The 16,235-nt window shown below is 52.8% G+C and carries 17 protein-coding genes (1 of these 17 only partly in view); 8 read left to right on the top strand and 9 right to left on the bottom strand.

Going from position 1 to position 16,235, the window contains the following annotated elements:
* A protein-coding gene (locus tag WG31_RS12665) for an efflux transporter outer membrane subunit (protein WP_063354743.1) crosses the window boundary here: on the bottom strand, positions 1-925 show its 5' portion. It extends 665 nt beyond the left edge of the window; 925 of the gene's 1,590 nt are visible here — the first part of the coding sequence; it begins with the start codon at positions 923-925; the stop codon falls past the left edge of the window.
* A gap of 83 nt (positions 926-1,008) precedes the next feature.
* Here WG31_RS12665 and WG31_RS12670 point away from each other — a divergent pair, with 83 nt between their 5' ends.
* Complete coding sequence (locus tag WG31_RS12670) at positions 1,009-1,650, top strand: TetR/AcrR family transcriptional regulator (RefSeq protein WP_063354744.1); 642 nt, start codon at positions 1,009-1,011, stop codon at positions 1,648-1,650.
* Positions 1,651-1,726: 76 nt separating this feature from the next.
* Here the strand turns inward: WG31_RS12670 and WG31_RS12675 are convergent, their stop codons facing one another.
* From WG31_RS12675 to WG31_RS12700, 6 genes are all read right to left on the bottom strand, one after another.
* Positions 1,727-2,653: an FAD-binding protein gene (locus tag WG31_RS12675; protein ID WP_063354745.1), complete on the bottom strand. Its 927-nt coding sequence runs from the start codon at positions 2,651-2,653 to the stop codon at positions 1,727-1,729.
* A gap of 2 nt (positions 2,654-2,655) precedes the next feature.
* Positions 2,656-3,405 (bottom strand): electron transfer flavoprotein subunit beta/FixA family protein, encoded by a 750-nt coding sequence (locus tag WG31_RS12680; RefSeq protein ID WP_006115584.1) that lies wholly within the window; start codon positions 3,403-3,405, stop codon positions 2,656-2,658.
* Between the two features lie 63 nt (positions 3,406-3,468).
* The gene (locus tag WG31_RS12685) at positions 3,469-5,106 is read right to left on the bottom strand and encodes an electron transfer flavoprotein-ubiquinone oxidoreductase (protein WP_063354746.1); all 1,638 of its coding nucleotides are present in this window, start codon (positions 5,104-5,106) and stop codon (positions 3,469-3,471) included.
* 112 nt (positions 5,107-5,218) lie between these two features.
* Positions 5,219-5,896, bottom strand: coding sequence for a 2OG-Fe(II) oxygenase (locus tag WG31_RS12690; RefSeq protein ID WP_063354747.1), 678 nt, complete (start codon positions 5,894-5,896; stop codon positions 5,219-5,221).
* A 135-nt stretch (positions 5,897-6,031) separates the two neighbouring features.
* Positions 6,032-7,417 carry an oxygen-independent coproporphyrinogen III oxidase gene (gene hemN / locus WG31_RS12695; protein WP_063354748.1) on the bottom strand — a complete coding sequence of 462 codons (1,386 nt, stop codon included), beginning with the start codon at positions 7,415-7,417 and terminating at the stop codon, positions 6,032-6,034.
* Between the two features lie 8 nt (positions 7,418-7,425).
* On the bottom strand, positions 7,426-8,259 hold the full coding sequence (locus WG31_RS12700; RefSeq protein WP_019088903.1) for an OmpW/AlkL family protein: 834 nt from the start codon (positions 8,257-8,259) through the stop codon (positions 7,426-7,428).
* Positions 8,260-8,536: 277 nt separating this feature from the next.
* On the opposite strand from WG31_RS12700, the gene WG31_RS12705 reads away from it, so the two are divergent.
* Positions 8,537-9,349, top strand: coding sequence for a Crp/Fnr family transcriptional regulator (locus WG31_RS12705; RefSeq protein WP_063354749.1), 813 nt, complete (start codon positions 8,537-8,539; stop codon positions 9,347-9,349).
* Positions 9,350-9,417: 68 nt separating this feature from the next.
* Here the strand turns inward: WG31_RS12705 and WG31_RS12710 are convergent, their stop codons facing one another.
* Both WG31_RS12710 and WG31_RS12715 read right to left on the bottom strand, forming a co-directional pair.
* Positions 9,418-10,986, bottom strand: a complete 1,569-nt coding sequence (locus WG31_RS12710) for a Do family serine endopeptidase (protein ID WP_063354750.1) — start codon at positions 10,984-10,986, stop codon at positions 9,418-9,420.
* Between the two features lie 176 nt (positions 10,987-11,162).
* Positions 11,163-11,618 (bottom strand): nucleoside deaminase, encoded by a 456-nt coding sequence (locus WG31_RS12715; protein WP_063354751.1) that lies wholly within the window; start codon positions 11,616-11,618, stop codon positions 11,163-11,165.
* 216 nt (positions 11,619-11,834) lie between these two features.
* On the opposite strand from WG31_RS12715, the gene WG31_RS15855 reads away from it, so the two are divergent.
* The 6 genes from WG31_RS15855 (at position 11,835) to WG31_RS12740 (ending at position 16,179) form a co-directional block, all read left to right on the top strand.
* Complete coding sequence (locus tag WG31_RS15855) at positions 11,835-11,987, top strand: hypothetical protein (RefSeq protein ID WP_003626506.1); 153 nt, start codon at positions 11,835-11,837, stop codon at positions 11,985-11,987.
* A gap of 123 nt (positions 11,988-12,110) precedes the next feature.
* Positions 12,111-12,842, top strand: coding sequence for a gamma-glutamyl-gamma-aminobutyrate hydrolase family protein (locus tag WG31_RS12720; protein ID WP_063354752.1), 732 nt, complete (start codon positions 12,111-12,113; stop codon positions 12,840-12,842).
* On the top strand, positions 12,839-13,615 hold the full coding sequence (locus tag WG31_RS12725) for a pseudouridine synthase (protein ID WP_006115595.1): 777 nt from the start codon (positions 12,839-12,841) through the stop codon (positions 13,613-13,615). Before WG31_RS12720 ends, WG31_RS12725 begins: the two co-directional genes overlap by 4 nt.
* Complete coding sequence (gene rsmD, locus WG31_RS12730) at positions 13,615-14,199, top strand: 16S rRNA (guanine(966)-N(2))-methyltransferase RsmD (protein WP_063354753.1); 585 nt, start codon at positions 13,615-13,617, stop codon at positions 14,197-14,199. Before WG31_RS12725 ends, rsmD begins: the two co-directional genes overlap by 1 nt.
* A 77-nt stretch (positions 14,200-14,276) precedes the next feature.
* Positions 14,277-14,843, top strand: coding sequence for a single-stranded DNA-binding protein (ssb, locus tag WG31_RS12735; RefSeq protein ID WP_006115597.1), 567 nt, complete (start codon positions 14,277-14,279; stop codon positions 14,841-14,843).
* Between the two features lie 61 nt (positions 14,844-14,904).
* Positions 14,905-16,179, top strand: coding sequence for an O-antigen ligase family protein (locus tag WG31_RS12740; protein ID WP_063354754.1), 1,275 nt, complete (start codon positions 14,905-14,907; stop codon positions 16,177-16,179).
* The last annotated feature ends 56 nt before the right edge of the window (positions 16,180-16,235 follow it).

Consider the following 16,235-nt stretch of genomic DNA (forward strand, 5'->3'; position numbering starts at 1 on the left):
TCAATCCGCCTGGAGGCGCGCCCATCAGCAGATTGATCGCATTGATCTGCATAGCAATGCGCTGTTCAAACTGAGGGATAAGCGCACTTGTCCGCTCCACCTCTGAACGCGCGCTATCCACATCCAGCTCGCTGACCAAGCCGCTTTTATAACGTGATGAGCTCAATTGCAGGATTGCTGATGCTGCATCACGATTCTCTTTCGTGATGTGCAACTGTTCCTGCAAGTTACGCAGAGTCATGTAATCTGACGCCAATTCCGCCTGCCGTGCAATCAGAATACCTCGGCGCTCTTCCATAGTCGCGTTCATATACGCTTTAGCAGCTTCGTACTGCCTGCGCACACGGCCCCAAAGATCTACTTCCCAACTGGCCTGCACCCCATCCTGCCACTGATTCAGCAAAGGAATGGAGATGGAAGAGGACTGCGCAGAAAGCATTTCCCCCATACCTGTTCCAGCCGCGTTTTCACCAATACGCTCTACAATACGCTGCAACTGTTTGCTGCTATACTGCGCCCTGCGGTATGATCCAGAAGCTGCAAGATCTGGAAACCGCTCTGCTCCAGCTAGCAGTAACTGACCACGACTAACTGCAAATTGTTCAGTGGCTTGCTGTACATCAAGGTTCTGATCTGCCAGACGTTTTTCAAGCGATGTGAGTTCGGGATCATTAAAAATGGCCCACCACTGCGGATCTGGCGCTTGCGTTGTAGGAACACTCAGCATCTGTGATGTATCTTTATTTGCTGCGCGCTGCCACTGGGAGGGAGACCATGTATCCGGCTTTTTATAATCTGGCCCCACCATGCACCCCGCCAGCATGAAAACCAGCGCCAACGCGCCTGTGCGCTGTGCATTCCGTTTTGCCACCCGTTCACCCTCACCGAAAATGATATGCCTGATAGAAAATACCAGCCCTTGCACTGACCGACCAGTTCGGTCAGCATGGTAACCTACCTTCTTTCCTCTGTGCGTCAATCGCCTGATCTTTAAAGTCTGAAATCCTGATGTCCGAATCTTCCTCCGTTTCCTCCCTCACTTCTGCTTGCACGGGGGAATCAGAAGCAAAGCGAGAGCAGATTTTAAAAGGGGCTTACAACGTGTTTGCTGAACACGGTTACGAAGGCGCCAGCATGTCTGCCATTGCACGGGAGGCTGGTGTTTCTAAGGGCACATTATATAATTATTTCACCAATAAAGCTGATCTCTTTGGGGCTTTTGTAGAAAAATGCTGCCGGGAAAAACTCCCCCCTGCCTTGGCTCCCGTACAAAAAGAGGCATCCCCCAAAGAAACACTTACAGCCGTAGCCCGTGCCATGGTGCAACTGATTACGCAGCCTGAAAGCTTGATGCTTTACAGGATGATTGTTTCTGAGGCCCCGCACTTCCCGCAACTTGCAACCATCTTTTGGTCTCATGGCCCACGCATTGCCATTGAAACTCTGTCTAACTGGATTCGCGAACAAACCCTGCGCGGCACATTAAAAACAGATGATCCTGTTTTTGCTGCAGAGCAGTTTTTCTCACTTTGCCAGACACGAATTGCGCATAGAAAGCGCTTCAACATGCCCTATGACAACATGACTGAGGACGAAGAAAAAATCATTCATGCCTCTGTAAACATGTTTCTGGCCACTTATGGCACATAAAATACCCACTAAAAACAAACCCCGCACACATGATTGTATGCGGGGCTGCTTAAGCAAATAGCTTGGGAGCAAAGATTTATTTCTTCAGCTCTTCAACCAACTGCGGCACAACTTCAAACAAGTCAGCTTCCATTCCATAATCAGCAACCTGGAAAATGGGAGCTTCTGGGTCTTTATTGATCGCCACAATCACGCGGCTATCTTTCATGCCAGCAAGATGCTGGATAGCTCCGGAAATACCGAAGGCCATGTAGAGTTCAGGCGCAACAATCTTGCCTGTCTGCCCCACCTGATATTCGTTCGGCACAAAACCAGAATCCACAGCAGCGCGAGATGCCCCAATAGCTGCACCCAGAGCATCTGCCAGTGGGTCTAACGTATGGAATTTTTCTTCGCTCTGCATTCCGCGCCCACCGGACACCACCACACGGGCTGTTTCCAGATCTGGACGTTCAGAATCAGATAGCTGCACAGCTTCAAACTTAGAAACTGCTGGCGCATCCACTGCTTCCACAGCTTCTACCGGAGCATTGCCGCCCGTAGATGCTGCTGCATCAAAGGAAGCATTGCGCACTGTCAGCACTTTTTTAGCATCTGAGGATTTGACCGTAGCCAGAGCATTGCCTGCATAAATGGGGCGCACAAATGTTTCTGCATCCACAATGCGAACAACGTCTGGAATAGGCTGCACATCCAGCAGAGCAGCTGCTCGTGGCAGCACGTTTTTGCCCGTGGCGCCCGCAGCCGCAACGATATGATCGTACCGGCCTGCCAGAGAAACAATAAGAGCAGCCAGAGGTTCAGCCAGTTCATGTGCATAGCGTGCATCTGCTGCGTGCAGCACCTTGGCAACGCCCGGCACAGCAGCCGCAGCCTGCGCGATGGAGGCATCACCCGCCACCAGCACATGCACTTCACCCAACTGGGTAGCTGCCGTTACAGCAGACAGAGCGGCCTTTCTGATCTGGCCTTCTTCATGATCCAGAAGAACAAGAGCGGTCATGATCAGATCACCTTTGCTTCGTTACGCAGTTTTTCCACCAGTTCCGCAACGGAACCAACCTTGATGCCAGCCTTGCGTTCCGGCGGCTCAGCCACGGAAACAACACTTAGGCGGGGTGTCATATCCACACCCAGCTCAGCGGCTTCAATGGTTTCCAGCGGCTTTTTCTTGGCCTTCATGATGTTCGGCAAAGACGCATAGCGTGGCTCGTTCAGGCGCAGGTCGGCCGTGATGATAGCGGGAAGCGTGAGGGAAACTTCCTCCGTGCCACCATCAATTTCACGGCTAACACGTGCATGGCCATCAGCAATTTCTACCTTGCTGGCAAATGTGCCCTGCCCCCAGCCAAGCAGGCCAGCAAGCATCTGGCCTGTGGCGTTCATGTCATCATCAATGGCCTGCTTGCCCAGAATAACCAGACCGGGCTCTTCCTTTTCAACCAGCTTACGCAGCACTTTGGCTACGGCCAGAGGTTCAGGGCTTTCTTCTGACAGAACGAGAATGGCGCGGTCTGCACCCATAGCCATGGCAGTGCGCAGCGTATCCTGCGCTTTCTGAACACCAACAGAAACCACAACAACTTCAGAAGCAGCGCCTTTTTCACGCAGGCGCACGGCTTCTTCCACCGCGATTTCATCAAACGGGTTCATGGACATCTTGACGCCAGTGGTATCAACACCACTGCCATCTGCCTTCACACGCGGTTTGATGTTGTAATCAACAACCCGCTTTACAGGTACAAGTATCTTCATGACTTCTTTCGCTTGCAGACGCAGGATGGTTCGGACGCAGCCTTACCGTACTTTACTCCAAATTCACATACCGGCCGGATAATTAGGACCACCACCACCTTCTGGCGTAGTCCAATCTATATTCTGGGCGGGATCCTTGATGTCACACGTTTTGCAGTGCACGCAGTTCTGGGCATTGATCTGCAAATGTGGATTTGTGGCTTCGTCTGCCACTTCATACACTCCAGCGGGGCAATAACGGCTTTCCGGCGCACGGAAAACATCCCAGTTCACCGGCTTCCACAGGCTGGGGTTGCGCAGGCGCAGATGCACCGGCTGATCTTCCTCATGATTCGTAGCAGACAAGAAGACCGAAGAAAGACGATCAAACGTTAGCTTGCCATCGGGCTTCGGATAGAACGGCTTTTCAGACAAAGAAGCAGGCTTAAGGGTATCGCTATCTTCATGCTTAAAGTGCAGTGTCCACGGGGCACGGCCACGCAGCAACATGGCATCAATAGCCGCGTACACGGCACCACCCTTGGCACCAAAATGCGCAAAAGCCGGACGAATATTGCGGGCAGAACGTAGTTCTGGCCACAACCATGAACGCCGCACTTTTTCTGTAAATACGCCGGGTTCAACACGGTCGGTTTTTATGGCTTCTACAACGGCTTCTGCCGCCAGCATGCCGGACTTCATCGCTGTATGGGTGCCCTTGATTTTAGGCACGTTCAGGAAGCCAGCAGAATCCCCAATCAGAGCGCCACCGGGGAAAGTTAGGCGCGGGATAGCCTGCAACCCACCTTCAGAAAGAGCACGTGCACCGTAAGAGATGCGACGACCACCTTCCAGATGCTGGCGGAAAGCCGGATGCAGCTTGATCCGTTGCATTTCTTCAAAAGGAGAAAGCCACGTATTGGCGTAATCCAGCCCAACCACAAAACCATAGGACACCAGATTTTCGCCAAAGTGGTACAACCATGCACCACCATAAGTGCTGTCATCCAACGGCCAGCCAAAGCTATGCTGCACCAAACCGGGGCGATGTTTTTCCGCCGGAATTTCCCACACTTCCTTAATGCCAAGGCCGTATGTTTGTGGGTCCACATCCTTGCGCAGATCGTAATGCCCCATCACCTGCTTGGTCAGAGAGCCTCGGCACCCTTCTGCAAACAAGGTGTAACGGGCACGCAGTTCCATACCGGGCTGGTAATTGGGGCCGGGCGTGCCTTCTTTGGTTACACCCATGTCTCCCGTTACAACACCAACCACGCGGTTACGCTCGATAATTACATCGGCACCGGCAAAACCTGGATAGATTTCCACGCCCAGTTCTTCTGCCTGCGTGGCTAACCAGCGGCAGACTTCCCCAAGGCTGACAATATAATTGCCGTGGTTGGCCATGTGCGGCATGACTTTATCCAGCAGGGGCACGCGCAGGCTGCCCGTTTCGGTCAGATACAACATATCTTCCGATGTTACCGGCGTGTTCAGCGGCGCACCACGTTCCTTCCAATCAGGAATGAGTTCTGCCAGTGCGCGGGGTTCAATAACGGCCCCGGAAACAATATGCGCCCCGATCTCGCTGCCTTTTTCAATCAGGCAGACGCTCAGATCTGGAGAAAGCTGGCGTAGGCGAATTGCAGCAGCCAACCCAGCCGGGCCGCCCCCAACAATAACGACATCAAATTCCATCGATTCCCGCACAGGCTCGCTCATTCCCGTTTCATCCCCGTTTAAAGATATGCTGCTTCCCTAAACCCGATTTGGCGCAGAATTGCAAAAACGGGCACGCAGGCCCGTTCTGCCAGAAACAGCCATGTCAGAAAAATTAGTGCTGAACAGAGCGCGGCCCAAACGCCAGTTCGTGCACTGCCCGCCAGTTCTGATCAACAAAATTAACAATCAATGTGCGACGCGTACCTTTAATGGGCCGCTTTACAAAACCGTGCCATGTTTTGTCAGACGGAATAAAAAGCACAGCCGAATTAAATGCCCCAGAAGCACGCGCAACTGATTTGCCATCTGGAGTCATCAAATCTGTCCCCAGTTCATCAGCCCCTTCCCCAGTGGAAAGGGAGATAAGCAGGGTAAGTTTTTTAGCCCCAATATCTGTATGTGGCTCTAACCAGAAACCATCCGAATCCAGACACAATTCCAGACGCAGCGCTGCTGTATCCAATTTTACATTACAGACACGTTCAAACGCATGCCGCATGGCATCACTATCCAGCAAATGCGCCATACGGTTTAAGCGCTCATCTTGCTGACGAACCGCGGGATCAACAAACACGCGAGACTTGTTCCGTGTTTCACGCCGACCGCCCACATCCCCTGCAATAGCCGACTCGCCTGGATCCCATGCCAATAATGCCTTGCAGGCATCTGGCTCCAGCACATTTGCCAACATCCAATGTGGAAAAGGGTGAGAAGCCACTGGCGTTTGCGCCAGCAAATTTGGCAGAGAGAATGTCCCGCTCTGATCGGGAGCAGTGGCATCAGGACTCATGGCGTCCGATCCTTCAGCTGTCACAGAATATCGGCTGGATAAAGGCAGCGCTATGGCTGTCTTGCATAGCTCCCTTTCATGGGAAGCTTTCCTTCCTTGCGCCAAAATACTGGCACAATCAAGGCTTGGTTCTACTTAAAGGGCAGCGGAAAACTGTGGTGCAGCACCTTGCCCTGTTGCCTGTGCCTGCTGCTGCAAAGCACGCCGCCGCGTATCAAACACAGCAGCCACATGCCTTACAAAAGGCCGCCCAAACGCAGTAACACTGATGTTCTGGCCATCAATCTTCACCAACTCATCCTGCTCAAATGGACGAAGTTGTGCAAGCTCTTCAGAAAAATCATACCCCTGCCCTACAGCGGCAAGGTCAACAGCCATATCGCACATAATGCGTTCAATAATGGCCCCGCGCAGTTTGTCATCTTCCGTAAAAGCAACGCCACGCGCTACCGGGAGAGAATCGGAATTTTCAGCCATTGCCCGCGCATAAGCGGCCACACTTGTAATGTTCTGGGCAAATCCAGCAGGCAACATGGAAATGGCCGAAGCCCCCATCCCTAACAAAACAGGGCAGGAATCTGTTGTATAACCCTGAAAGTTACGATGTAGCGCCCCAGCTTTGGCTGCTTTAGCCAAACCATCTTCTGGTAGAGCGTAATGATCTAACCCTATGGGTTGGTAGCCCTGTGCCTGCAAAACCCGATCTATTTCCGCCCGCTGCGCCAGTCTTTCATCAGACTTCGGCAAGGAGGCTTCCGGGATCAGGCGCTGCCGCTTTTGCTTCCACGGCACATGCGCATACCCAAATACCGCCAGCCGATCTGGCCGTAAGGAGGCAATTTTAAGCGCCGTTGCGCCCACGCTTTCTACTGTCTGGTAAGGTAAGCCGTAAATCAGATCAATATTCACGCCAGACACACCAGCGGCACGCGCTGCCTGAATACTTGCTTGCGTCTGCTCAAAAGACTGATGACGACCACACGCTTCCTGCACCCGAGGCTCCAGATCCTGCACGCCGAGGCTAATACGGGTAAAACCCAAATCACCTAGCAACGCAGGATAATCCTGCGGCACATGCCGAGGATCAAGCTCCATCGCCAATTCGGCTTGTGGATCAAACTGAAAAAATGTTCGGATAGAGCGTATAATCTGCCGCAAAGCATGCGGAGGCAAAGTGGTAGGCGTGCCGCCACCAAACTGCACATGCTTTACTGTGCGTTGTTCCCCCACAAGGGCCACAATACGGCGCATTTCCTCACGCAGAAGATCACCGTAAGCTAAGCGCCCATCCTCATGCCGCATAACGGATGTGTTGCACCCACAAAACCGGCAGAGTTCATCGCAAAAAGGAACATGAAAATAGAGGGAGACAGGTTCATTCTCAGGCAGTGCTTTCAACCAACCTGCAACCTGTTGGGGGCCGACCGCTTCCGTAAAGCTGGCTGCGGTCGGGTAACTTGTATAGCGCGGCAGATTCCCACCGTAGCGGGAAATCAGATCAGATACGGATACCGCGCCCATAATGTGCCTTAGAACCGGTAAGCGATACCGGCGGAAACCACTGTCGGATCCAGAGATTCGTGTGCTTTCACCTTCAGGCTTTCTGCCGGGTTTTCAACCCAAGCATGCATACGCACGAACATCTGTTTGACATCTGCGTTGAAGAACCAGTTGCCCACGATCTGGTAATCGAAACCAACGTTAACAGACGGGCCTCCGGTGAAGCCAGCGTTCAGCTTGGTCAGACCCAGAGCAGAACCACGGTTGCCATTCATGTTGTGGAACCACATAGCCGTTGCACCCACACCCACATATGGGTTGAAGCGCTTATGCGGGCGGAAATGCCAAGCGAATGTTAGCGTTGGGGGCAGAACCCATGCGCTACCAACATCCAGCTTGCGGGGGCCACCCAGAGAAGGCACATCGCTACCCAGCGCAGCCACTTCATGACGGGTGCTGGTGGCAATCAGATCAACAGACAGGTTGTCTGTGATGAAGTATTCCACCGTCAGTTCCGGCATGGCCTGATTGGTGGTGGAAAGATGCGTGTTGTTCAATGGCAGATGGTTCAGACCAAGGCCAGGAGCTGTCAGCCAAGCCTTGCTATCACGATCCTGCGGCAGAACGCCCACACCGGACAAACGGATCATGAAGTCCCCACGGCCAAGACCGATTTTTGTGCTGGCGCAGGTTTCAAACAAGCCACAATGCCCCGCACCCGGCTTTGGTGCATCGGGAATGCGCTGCATGACCGGTGCATTCACATATGCAGCGTTAGGAGCTGTTGTCTGAGCTTTGGCGGTACCGGCCAGAGCGGCAACGCCAGCCACCACTGCCGTAAAAAGGGAACGGAACTTGACCATGCCTGTGTGTCTTTCCACTGCGCTAGAGAACAATATCTGAAGCGGGAAAAATCATGCGCGCGTTCTTCCAGCCTTGATTTAGATCAAATCCCACACATCTCCGCCCCATATGCGACAATACTGTGTCATTTTAACCACAGCGCATTTTAAGGCCTATAGCTAGGGCAAATTGTAACCAATCCACCCCAGACAACTGCGCATTATTGATTTATATCAACAAGGACATAATAGTTACGCCACATATTCCTTTTCTTTCCGGTCCAGCACGTTCGCCATAATGCTGAAGGTACCGGGTTTTCCGGATTCTGCTTCCATGCCACCTTCTCCTTCCGCTCAGGCACTTCATCCCGTTGGCAAACGCACCGGACGCACAGATACCGATTCCACTCGATGTTTGATGTGCAAGGTGCGCGAGTATAACCTGTGCAGCAGCATAGAAGATCAGGATGTGGCGGTTTTGGCACACGCCACACGTCAGATTTCCTTGCCTCCGGGCACGGCAGTTATTGAAGAAGGCACACCGGCATCTGCTTTTTTCAATGTTATTAGCGGCACAGTTAAACTGTTTAAATCTCTACCAGATGGACGCCGCCAGATTACCGGATTTGCAGATGCAGGCCAGTTTGTTGGCCTTAGTAACTCACGCACCTATTCTTTTGGGGCAGAAACCGTAAGCACTGTATTATTGTGCCGCTGCACACATGCGCAGATAGAAAATTTATTGGCCGAATACCCAGGATTTGCCCGCCATCTCCTCTCGGCTGTCACGCATGAATTAGCTGATGCACAGGAACAGATGCTGCTGTTAGGGCGCAAAACCGCCAAAGAAAAAGTTGCCAGCTTTCTTCTAGACCGGATCAAACAATATCACCGCACCTATCCGCATGATCCCGATGCAGAAACCACAGCTTCTGTGCCCATGACACGTGTGGATATTGCAGACTATCTGGGACTGACAATTGAAACGGTAAGCCGCACCATCAGCGCCCTCCGCCGTGATAAAATTATTTCGGGCACAGAAAATCACTGCATCCGCATTCTTTCCCTGCCCAATCTGCAAGACATCGCTTACGGCCTTAAATCCATTTAGCCCATAAAAGAAAAAGGCTGGCCCATTTCTGAACCAGCCTTTCCAACGATTCGGATAACCTCAATTTTTTAGTTATCGTCGTCATCACCGCCATCATCAGATGACGGGGCATTATTACTGCCATCTGGAGAGATCGCGATAAACAGAGACTGATTATCGCGCATAACCCGCAACAACACAGGCTTTTTAGACGCCAGTGCGGCCTTTACGCTGGCCACCGCCGCCCGCGGGGAATCCACAGCCTGACTGCCAATTGCCTGAATGACATCTCCTGGCCGAATACCCGCCTGATCTGCCGGGGAACCAGGATCAACGTCACTCACAACAACGCCGCGCACATCTGCCGAAAGCCCCAACTGCTGGCGCACATCGCGAGAAAGGGGTGCCAAGGCAATACCAAGCCGCTGGCCACGTGCAACATCCGTATTGCTGCCGCTGCTGCCATCACTGGAAGCAGTTTTCAGATCTCCGATTGTAACGGCAGCTGTCTGGGCTTTACCGCCACGTAGATAACCGATTGTAGCCTGCTTACCCGGTGCCATAGACGCCACGCGCACAGCCAGATCATGTGGGTTGCTGACTTTCTGCCCATTAAAATCGGTAATCACATCTTCCGATTTCAGGCCAACTTTTTCAGCCGGACTACCGGGGCTTACGCTTGCAACCAGCGCACCCACTGGCGGTGCCCCCGGTGTGGAGGGAGCCGGCAAACCAAGGGCGCGCGCCATAACAGGAGAAATAACCTGTGCATTTACGCCCAGATAGCCGCGCACCACATGCCCCGTTTTGCGAAGCTGCTCGACCACATTGCGCACGGTATCCGATGGAATCGCAAACCCGATGCCAATAGACCCCCCGCCAGAAGGTGAGAGAATGGCGGTATTCACCCCAACAACCTTACCGTCCTGCGTAAACAGCGGGCCGCCGGAATTCCCACGATTAATGGGCGCATCAACCTGAATGAAGTTATCGTAAGGGCCTTCGTTAATATCTCGGCCACGGGCAGAAACAATACCAGCCGTAACAGTGCCACCCAGCCCATACGGATTGCCAACGGCAATCACCCATTCACCGGGCTGCACATCATCTGATTCCCCCAGTTCAATAAAGGGTAGTTTTTCAGACGTTGTCACCTTCAGAAGCGCCAGATCGGTTTTGCCATCACGCCCTACCACCTTGGCAGGCAGCGTTGTGCCATCATCCAATGTTACCGTAACCTTGGTGGCGCCTTTGACCACATGGTTGTTGGTCACCACGTAACCATCGGCTGAAATCACAAAGCCGGAGCCTCTGGCCTCAATCGTCTGATGAGAAGGCTGCGGCATCATCTGGAAAGGAAACGGGAACGGGAAAGGCATGCCGCCCATACCGCCGCCATCCCCTTCCACGGCATCTGCCCGGATCATGGATGTAATAGACACCACGGCCGGCTTAACCTGCTTAACCAGACTGACAAAATCCGGAATACGCTGAGAAGTGGGGGTGTTCGGCTTAATAACACTATCAGCTTCTGCGCGTGCTGGCGTGCTGCACCAGGGAGCGGCGGCCGTTACCAATACACAGCTTGCCAGAAGGGCTGAGAGCCAATTACGGCGTCTGTTCCGCGCCCAAACTTTTGTCACAGATTTTCCCGACATCACGACTTCGACTGTTCCTTGTTTTATCCCGACAGGACAATTCCCGGACGGTCCAAACACCCCTCTCTGGCAGCCACCACAGATTGCCCAGAGTTTACAGTGCCTTACGCCTACAACGCTAACATGGTTTCTCAACCAAGAAAAAAAAGCTGTCTCTTTGATAATTTCACAAGATGTTATCGGCAGCGTAATGTCTGGAAAAAAGTTTTCAGCATTTCCGCCGATTCCTGCTCCCTTACGCCGCCTATAACTTCCATACGATGTAAGGTTTCGGGGCGATGCGGCAAGCGTGCACCGTGCTCTACGCCACCGCCTTTGGGGTCATACGCGCCAAACACCACCCTCCCCAGCCGAAAGTGCGCCATAGCCGCCGCGCACATAGGACATGGTTCAAGCGAGACAAATAAGGTGCAGTCTGCCAGCTTTTGCCCCTGCCGCTGTTGCACGGCTTCGCGCATGACCAACATTTCAGCATGAGCTGATGGATCATGCAGCTCTTCAACGCGGTTACCTGCCTGCGCCAACACTTTTCCGGCGCTATCTAACAGCACGGCCCCCACCGGCACTTCTCCGTTTGCAGCAGCAAGATGCGCCTGCCACAACGCCAGCTCCATGCCGTTTTGTTTAGTCATGCCGTATGCTCACGAAATGTTACTCTCTACCATCCGAAACGTTCAGGTTTTTTTCGCTTTTATCTACTAGAAAATATCCAGATTCTTCTTGCAATCGTGCATGCTTTTTTGTCATCCTGCCTTAAAGGAGCCTTAATCTGTTCTGTAACAGAGCGTGAGGGTGCCTTTGGGGTTGTTTTTCAAGCATACCAAACCCGATTGAGGAGGGTCAGAAACATGCATAGCCTGTCTTTCATTCTGGCTGCTGCGGCCATTGGATTTGGTCTCGCCATTGCAGACGGTGTCAATTACGAACCGGCAACCTTGGCGCCGCCCCCCACCGCCACCAAAACGCTTCCTATCAGTATTCCTTCCTTTCTATCTCGCTAACAAGGCAAGTCAGAAACAGATTGGCCGCACGAGTTTTTGTTTCCCGCGCCAGTACTTTGCTACATACCCCTGAAAGAACGGTATTGCCTCTCTTCCTCCTCCGTTCTTTCAGGATAGTGGCATATGATAGAAAAACGTCCCGTTATTGGTATTACGCTTGATTTGGAAGATGGCGGTGAAGGCCGTTATTCCCGCTTCAAATGGTATGCCATGCGGGAAAATTATATGTCTGCCGTTTCCACCGCAGGCGGGCTGCCTGTTGCGTTGCCTTTGTTTCCGCAGCTTTGTGCCGATTACATGCACCTGCTGGACGGATTGATTATAACGGGTGGCGCATTTGATATTGATCCCTCTTTATATGGGGAAACGCATGTGCACCCCACCGTAAGCCTGCGCCCTCGCCGCACGCAGGCTGAGGCTGCTTATCTGGCTGAGGCCTTACAACGTGATATGCCGGTTTTAGGTATATGCGGTGGCATGCAACTTATAGCCGTGGCCCTTGGCGGCAGCCTGATCCAGCACATTCCAGAAGAATGCCCCACAGCCCTTCCGCACGAACAGCCAAACCCACGGGATGAAGCAAGCCACAGTGTAACGGTCACGCCGGATACCTTATTGGCCCGTATTACGCACAACCCCGCACGTATTGGCGTTAATTCATCCCACCATCAGGCTGTCAAAACACCGGGAAGATGCATTATTAACGCTGTAGCAGAAGATGATATTATTGAGGGGATTGAAGATCCCACACATTCTTTCTGCCTTGGGGTGCAATGGCACCCGGAATTTGGCATAGACCCCGCAGACAAAGCACTTTTCAAAGCCTTCATACAGGCAGCAGGAGATTCAGCGTGACGCAGGAAACCCGAGGGGAACGCATAGCAAAATGGCTGGCCCGCAGTGGCGTTGCCAGCCGCCGTGATGCGGAGCGCATGATAGAGGAAAACCGCATCCGCCTGAATGGCCAGCCGGTAACACACCCTGCCACCTTTGTAACAAATGGCGATATTGTGCAGGTTGATGGAGAACCCGTTTCAGCCCCGGAACGCACCCGTTTGTGGCGTTACCATAAGCCAGATGGCTTGGTGACAACGCACAAAGACCCGGAAGGTCGGCCTACGGTTTTTGCCTCCCTGCCAGAGGGTATGCCACGCGTTATCAGCGTTGGACGCCTTGATCTGAACAGTGAAGGACTGCTGCTACTCACCAATGATGGCGAGCTAGCCCGCAGGCTGGAACTTCCCTCCAACGGCTGGCTACGCCGCTACCGAGTGCGCGTCTTTGGCGTGGTGGATGAAGAACGCTTGGCAAGCCTTGCCCAAGGCAGCGTGTTTGATGGTGTGCGTTACGGCCCTATCCATGCTGTTCTGGATTCGCGCAAGGGTGACAATGCGTGGCTGACAGTTTCCCTCAAGGAAGGGAAAAACCGTGAAATCCGTAAGGTAATGGCGGGCATGAACCTGCACGTCAGCCGCCTGATACGCACCAGTTATGGGCCTTTTCAGCTTGGCACTTTGCTGCGCCGTGAACTGGAAGAAGTTTCTCCCCGCGTGCTGCGTGATCAGCTCCCCAAAGCAACAGAAAAGACCCCAACCACCCAGCGCGCACCTGCAAAACAGGCAGATTAATGGTTCGGATTATTGCTGGCAGCCGTAAAGGGCGACTACTAACAGCCCCCACAGGACAGACCACACGCCCCACGGCAGACCGTGTACGGCAGGCCTTGTTTGATATGCTGCTACATGCACCTTGGGGTGGGCCTACACTTATCTCAGGTGCGCATGTGCTGGACGCATTTGCTGGCACAGGCGCATTAGGGCTGGAAGCGCTTTCTCGCGGTGCAAGCCATGCGACTTTTTTCGAAACCAGTCACCCGGCCCTAGCCGCGTTACGGGCCAATATTCAAGCCTGCAAATGGGAAGATAGCTGCACCGTGATTGCGCGGGATGTCATCTCCCCACCGGCCTGCACGGCCTCGGCTAGATTGGTGTTTCTAGATCCCCCCTATCACCAGAAGCTGCCTGAGCGCGCCCTCAAAGCCCTACAAAGCAAAGGCTGGATTGCTCCAGACGCCATTGCGGTTATTGAAACAGGGCGTGAGGAAGCTTTACCTTTTTCCACCCAAGAAGAAGCGTTAGAAACGGCAAGCACACCTATTTTTCTAGCAGAACGCCAACATGGCGCAGCCCGATTTTCTATCTGGCGGCTTTAAGCTTTCACCTGTTCAGCCAGTGCGCTACATAGGCAGAACGAAAACGGATTTTACGCAAACAAAAGGTAACGGCATTCATGGCTGGCAGCGTTAACAAGGTTATTCTGGTCGGCAATCTGGGCAAAGACCCCGAAGTGCGCTCCAGCCAGAGCGGTGCAAAGATTGTTTCCTTCTCTCTGGCCACCAGCGACACATGGAATGACCGCGCATCTGGTGAACGGCGTGAACGCACAGAATGGCATCGCGTAGTCATTTTTAATGAACGGCTGGCAGATGTGGCCGAACGTTTCCTGCGCAAAGGCCGCAAGGTTTATCTGGAAGGCTCCCTGCAAACCAGAAAATGGACAGATCAGGGTGGTCAGGAACGCTATACAACGGAAGTGATTATTGACCGCTTCCGTGGTGAGCTGGTGCTGCTGGATAGCCGCAATAGTGGCGAAGGTGAAAGCGAAGGCGGCGGTGGCTTTAGCGGTGGAAGTGGCAGCAGCTACGGTGGCTACAACAGTGGAGGCAGCGGTAGTGCTTATGGCGCGCCATCATCCGCACCACGCCAGCCGCCAGCGCAGCGCAGCGGCGGCAATAACTCCGGCGGCTGGGATGCATCTGGCGGCAACGGAGATCTTGATGACGAAATCCCGTTCTAATCAACCCAACTGATTGGAGGCTGGCTGCACTATCTTATGGCCAGCCTTATCCATTCCAGACATGCCTCTTGCTGTTTCTTCCCCATTCCGTATTAAGCTGGCTGGATATCTCACAGCAGCAGGTTTGGTGTGTCTGAGTATCTTCCCATTTTTTCTATTCTATAGCCGCGCCCTTTCGGACACGTTTGCTTCTATCATCGGGGGGCTGTTTCTGTTGCACAGTGTCCTGTTGCAGGACTGGCAATGGATTAAACAACCGTGGCTTAAACTGGCCGCATTATTTTGCGGATTATGCCTGCTTTCTTCCATGCATGTTGGCATTACGGGGGAGTGGGTGCAGGCGCTTTGCCTGCCTCGGCTTTTTCTGTTTTGCGTGGCACTACAATGCTGGCTTCTTACCACTAAAGCACAACGCATGTGGCTGGAACGAATCTGCTTACTGGCCTCTTTGTGGCTGATAAGCCAATGCTGGCAACAGTATCTAACCGGCACAAATCTGATGGGAATGCCGCGCTGGGGTGATGGCAGCCTGACAGGGCCATTCACAAAACCCCGCGCGGGGTTTACGCTGCTGATGCTGTTTTTTCCCGGCATTATGCCAAGCGTTTTACGCCTGTTACGCCAAAATAAGCTGAAATACTGGGTTCTTGGCTGTGCGCTTCTGTTGCTGGGCGTTACAACCATGGTGCTGATCGGCCAGCGTATGAGCTGTGTGCTGCTCTTTTTTGGGCTGTCTCTTACGGCATTTATCTTTCCCCGCTTTCGCCTGCCCTTTGGCCTCATTCTTGCGTGCGCTGGTGGATTGATTGCCTGCTTGCCTGTCATCTCTCCGCCTGTTTACGCCAAACTTGTCCTAAAATTTTCTAATCAGTTGCATCATTTTGCCCAAAGCGACTACGGCAAGCTTTTCCGCTCCGCCATTGCTATGGTTGCCCAACACCCTTGGACGGGGCTGGGTATGGATGGCTTTAGGAATTTCTGCCACGTCCCTATCCAAACACATGCCTTATCTTTTCTAGGCATAGAAACGCTTACAAATGATACGGATCGGGGCTGTAATATTCATCCGCACAACTATTATCTGCAAGTTGCCACAACGGCTGGTTTACCGGGCCTTGTGGCATTTATAGGTTTGGCTTTTCAATGGGTGCGCATTGGCTGGCGAGCGCTGGATGTAGAACATCATCCGCAGCAAGCCATGCTCTTTGTAGCCTGTTGCATTCTGTTATGGCCCATTACTTCAACCAGCGCTGTTTTTTCTTTCCCCACTGCGGGGTGGATTTTTATGTTTGTTGGTTGGCTTATAGCAGCATCAAGCTCACAAAAACGTGCATAATTTTGTTAAGAAAGCGTTTATAAAAACGGGAACTTTCTTAAAATATTTTTTCATTA

Origin of the sequence: Acetobacter oryzifermentans, from assembly GCF_001628715.1 — a bacterium.
In the GTDB taxonomy this organism is placed as follows: domain Bacteria; phylum Pseudomonadota; class Alphaproteobacteria; order Acetobacterales; family Acetobacteraceae; genus Acetobacter; species Acetobacter oryzifermentans.

Bases quoted from the DNA above. Each gene is read 5' to 3' on its own strand.
- WG31_RS15855 (WP_003626506.1), top strand. From the start codon at position 11,835: ATGCATAGCCTGTCTTTCATTCTGGCTGCTGCGGCCATTGGATTTGGT.
- hemN (WP_063354748.1), bottom strand. From the start codon at position 7,417: ATGGGCGCGGTATCCGTATCTGATCTGATTTCCCGCTACGGTGGGAAT.
- WG31_RS12685 (WP_063354746.1), bottom strand. From the start codon at position 5,106: ATGAGCGAGCCTGTGCGGGAATCGATGGAATTTGATGTCGTTATTGTT.
- WG31_RS12710 (WP_063354750.1), bottom strand. From the start codon at position 10,986: ATGTCGGGAAAATCTGTGACAAAAGTTTGGGCGCGGAACAGACGCCGT.
- WG31_RS12715 (WP_063354751.1), bottom strand. From the start codon at position 11,618: ATGACTAAACAAAACGGCATGGAGCTGGCGTTGTGGCAGGCGCATCTT.
- WG31_RS12680 (WP_006115584.1), bottom strand. From the start codon at position 3,405: ATGAAGATACTTGTACCTGTAAAGCGGGTTGTTGATTACAACATCAAA.
- WG31_RS12720 (WP_063354752.1), top strand. From the start codon at position 12,111: ATGATAGAAAAACGTCCCGTTATTGGTATTACGCTTGATTTGGAAGAT.
- WG31_RS12705 (WP_063354749.1), top strand. From the start codon at position 8,537: ATGCTGAAGGTACCGGGTTTTCCGGATTCTGCTTCCATGCCACCTTCT.
- rsmD (WP_063354753.1), top strand. From the start codon at position 13,615: ATGGTTCGGATTATTGCTGGCAGCCGTAAAGGGCGACTACTAACAGCC.
- WG31_RS12675 (WP_063354745.1), bottom strand. From the start codon at position 2,653: ATGACCGCTCTTGTTCTTCTGGATCATGAAGAAGGCCAGATCAGAAAG.
- WG31_RS12690 (WP_063354747.1), bottom strand. From the start codon at position 5,896: ATGAGTCCTGATGCCACTGCTCCCGATCAGAGCGGGACATTCTCTCTG.
- WG31_RS12670 (WP_063354744.1), top strand. From the start codon at position 1,009: ATGTCCGAATCTTCCTCCGTTTCCTCCCTCACTTCTGCTTGCACGGGG.
- WG31_RS12740 (WP_063354754.1), top strand. From the start codon at position 14,905: ATGCCTCTTGCTGTTTCTTCCCCATTCCGTATTAAGCTGGCTGGATAT.
- WG31_RS12700 (WP_019088903.1), bottom strand. From the start codon at position 8,259: ATGGTCAAGTTCCGTTCCCTTTTTACGGCAGTGGTGGCTGGCGTTGCC.
- ssb (WP_006115597.1), top strand. From the start codon at position 14,277: ATGGCTGGCAGCGTTAACAAGGTTATTCTGGTCGGCAATCTGGGCAAA.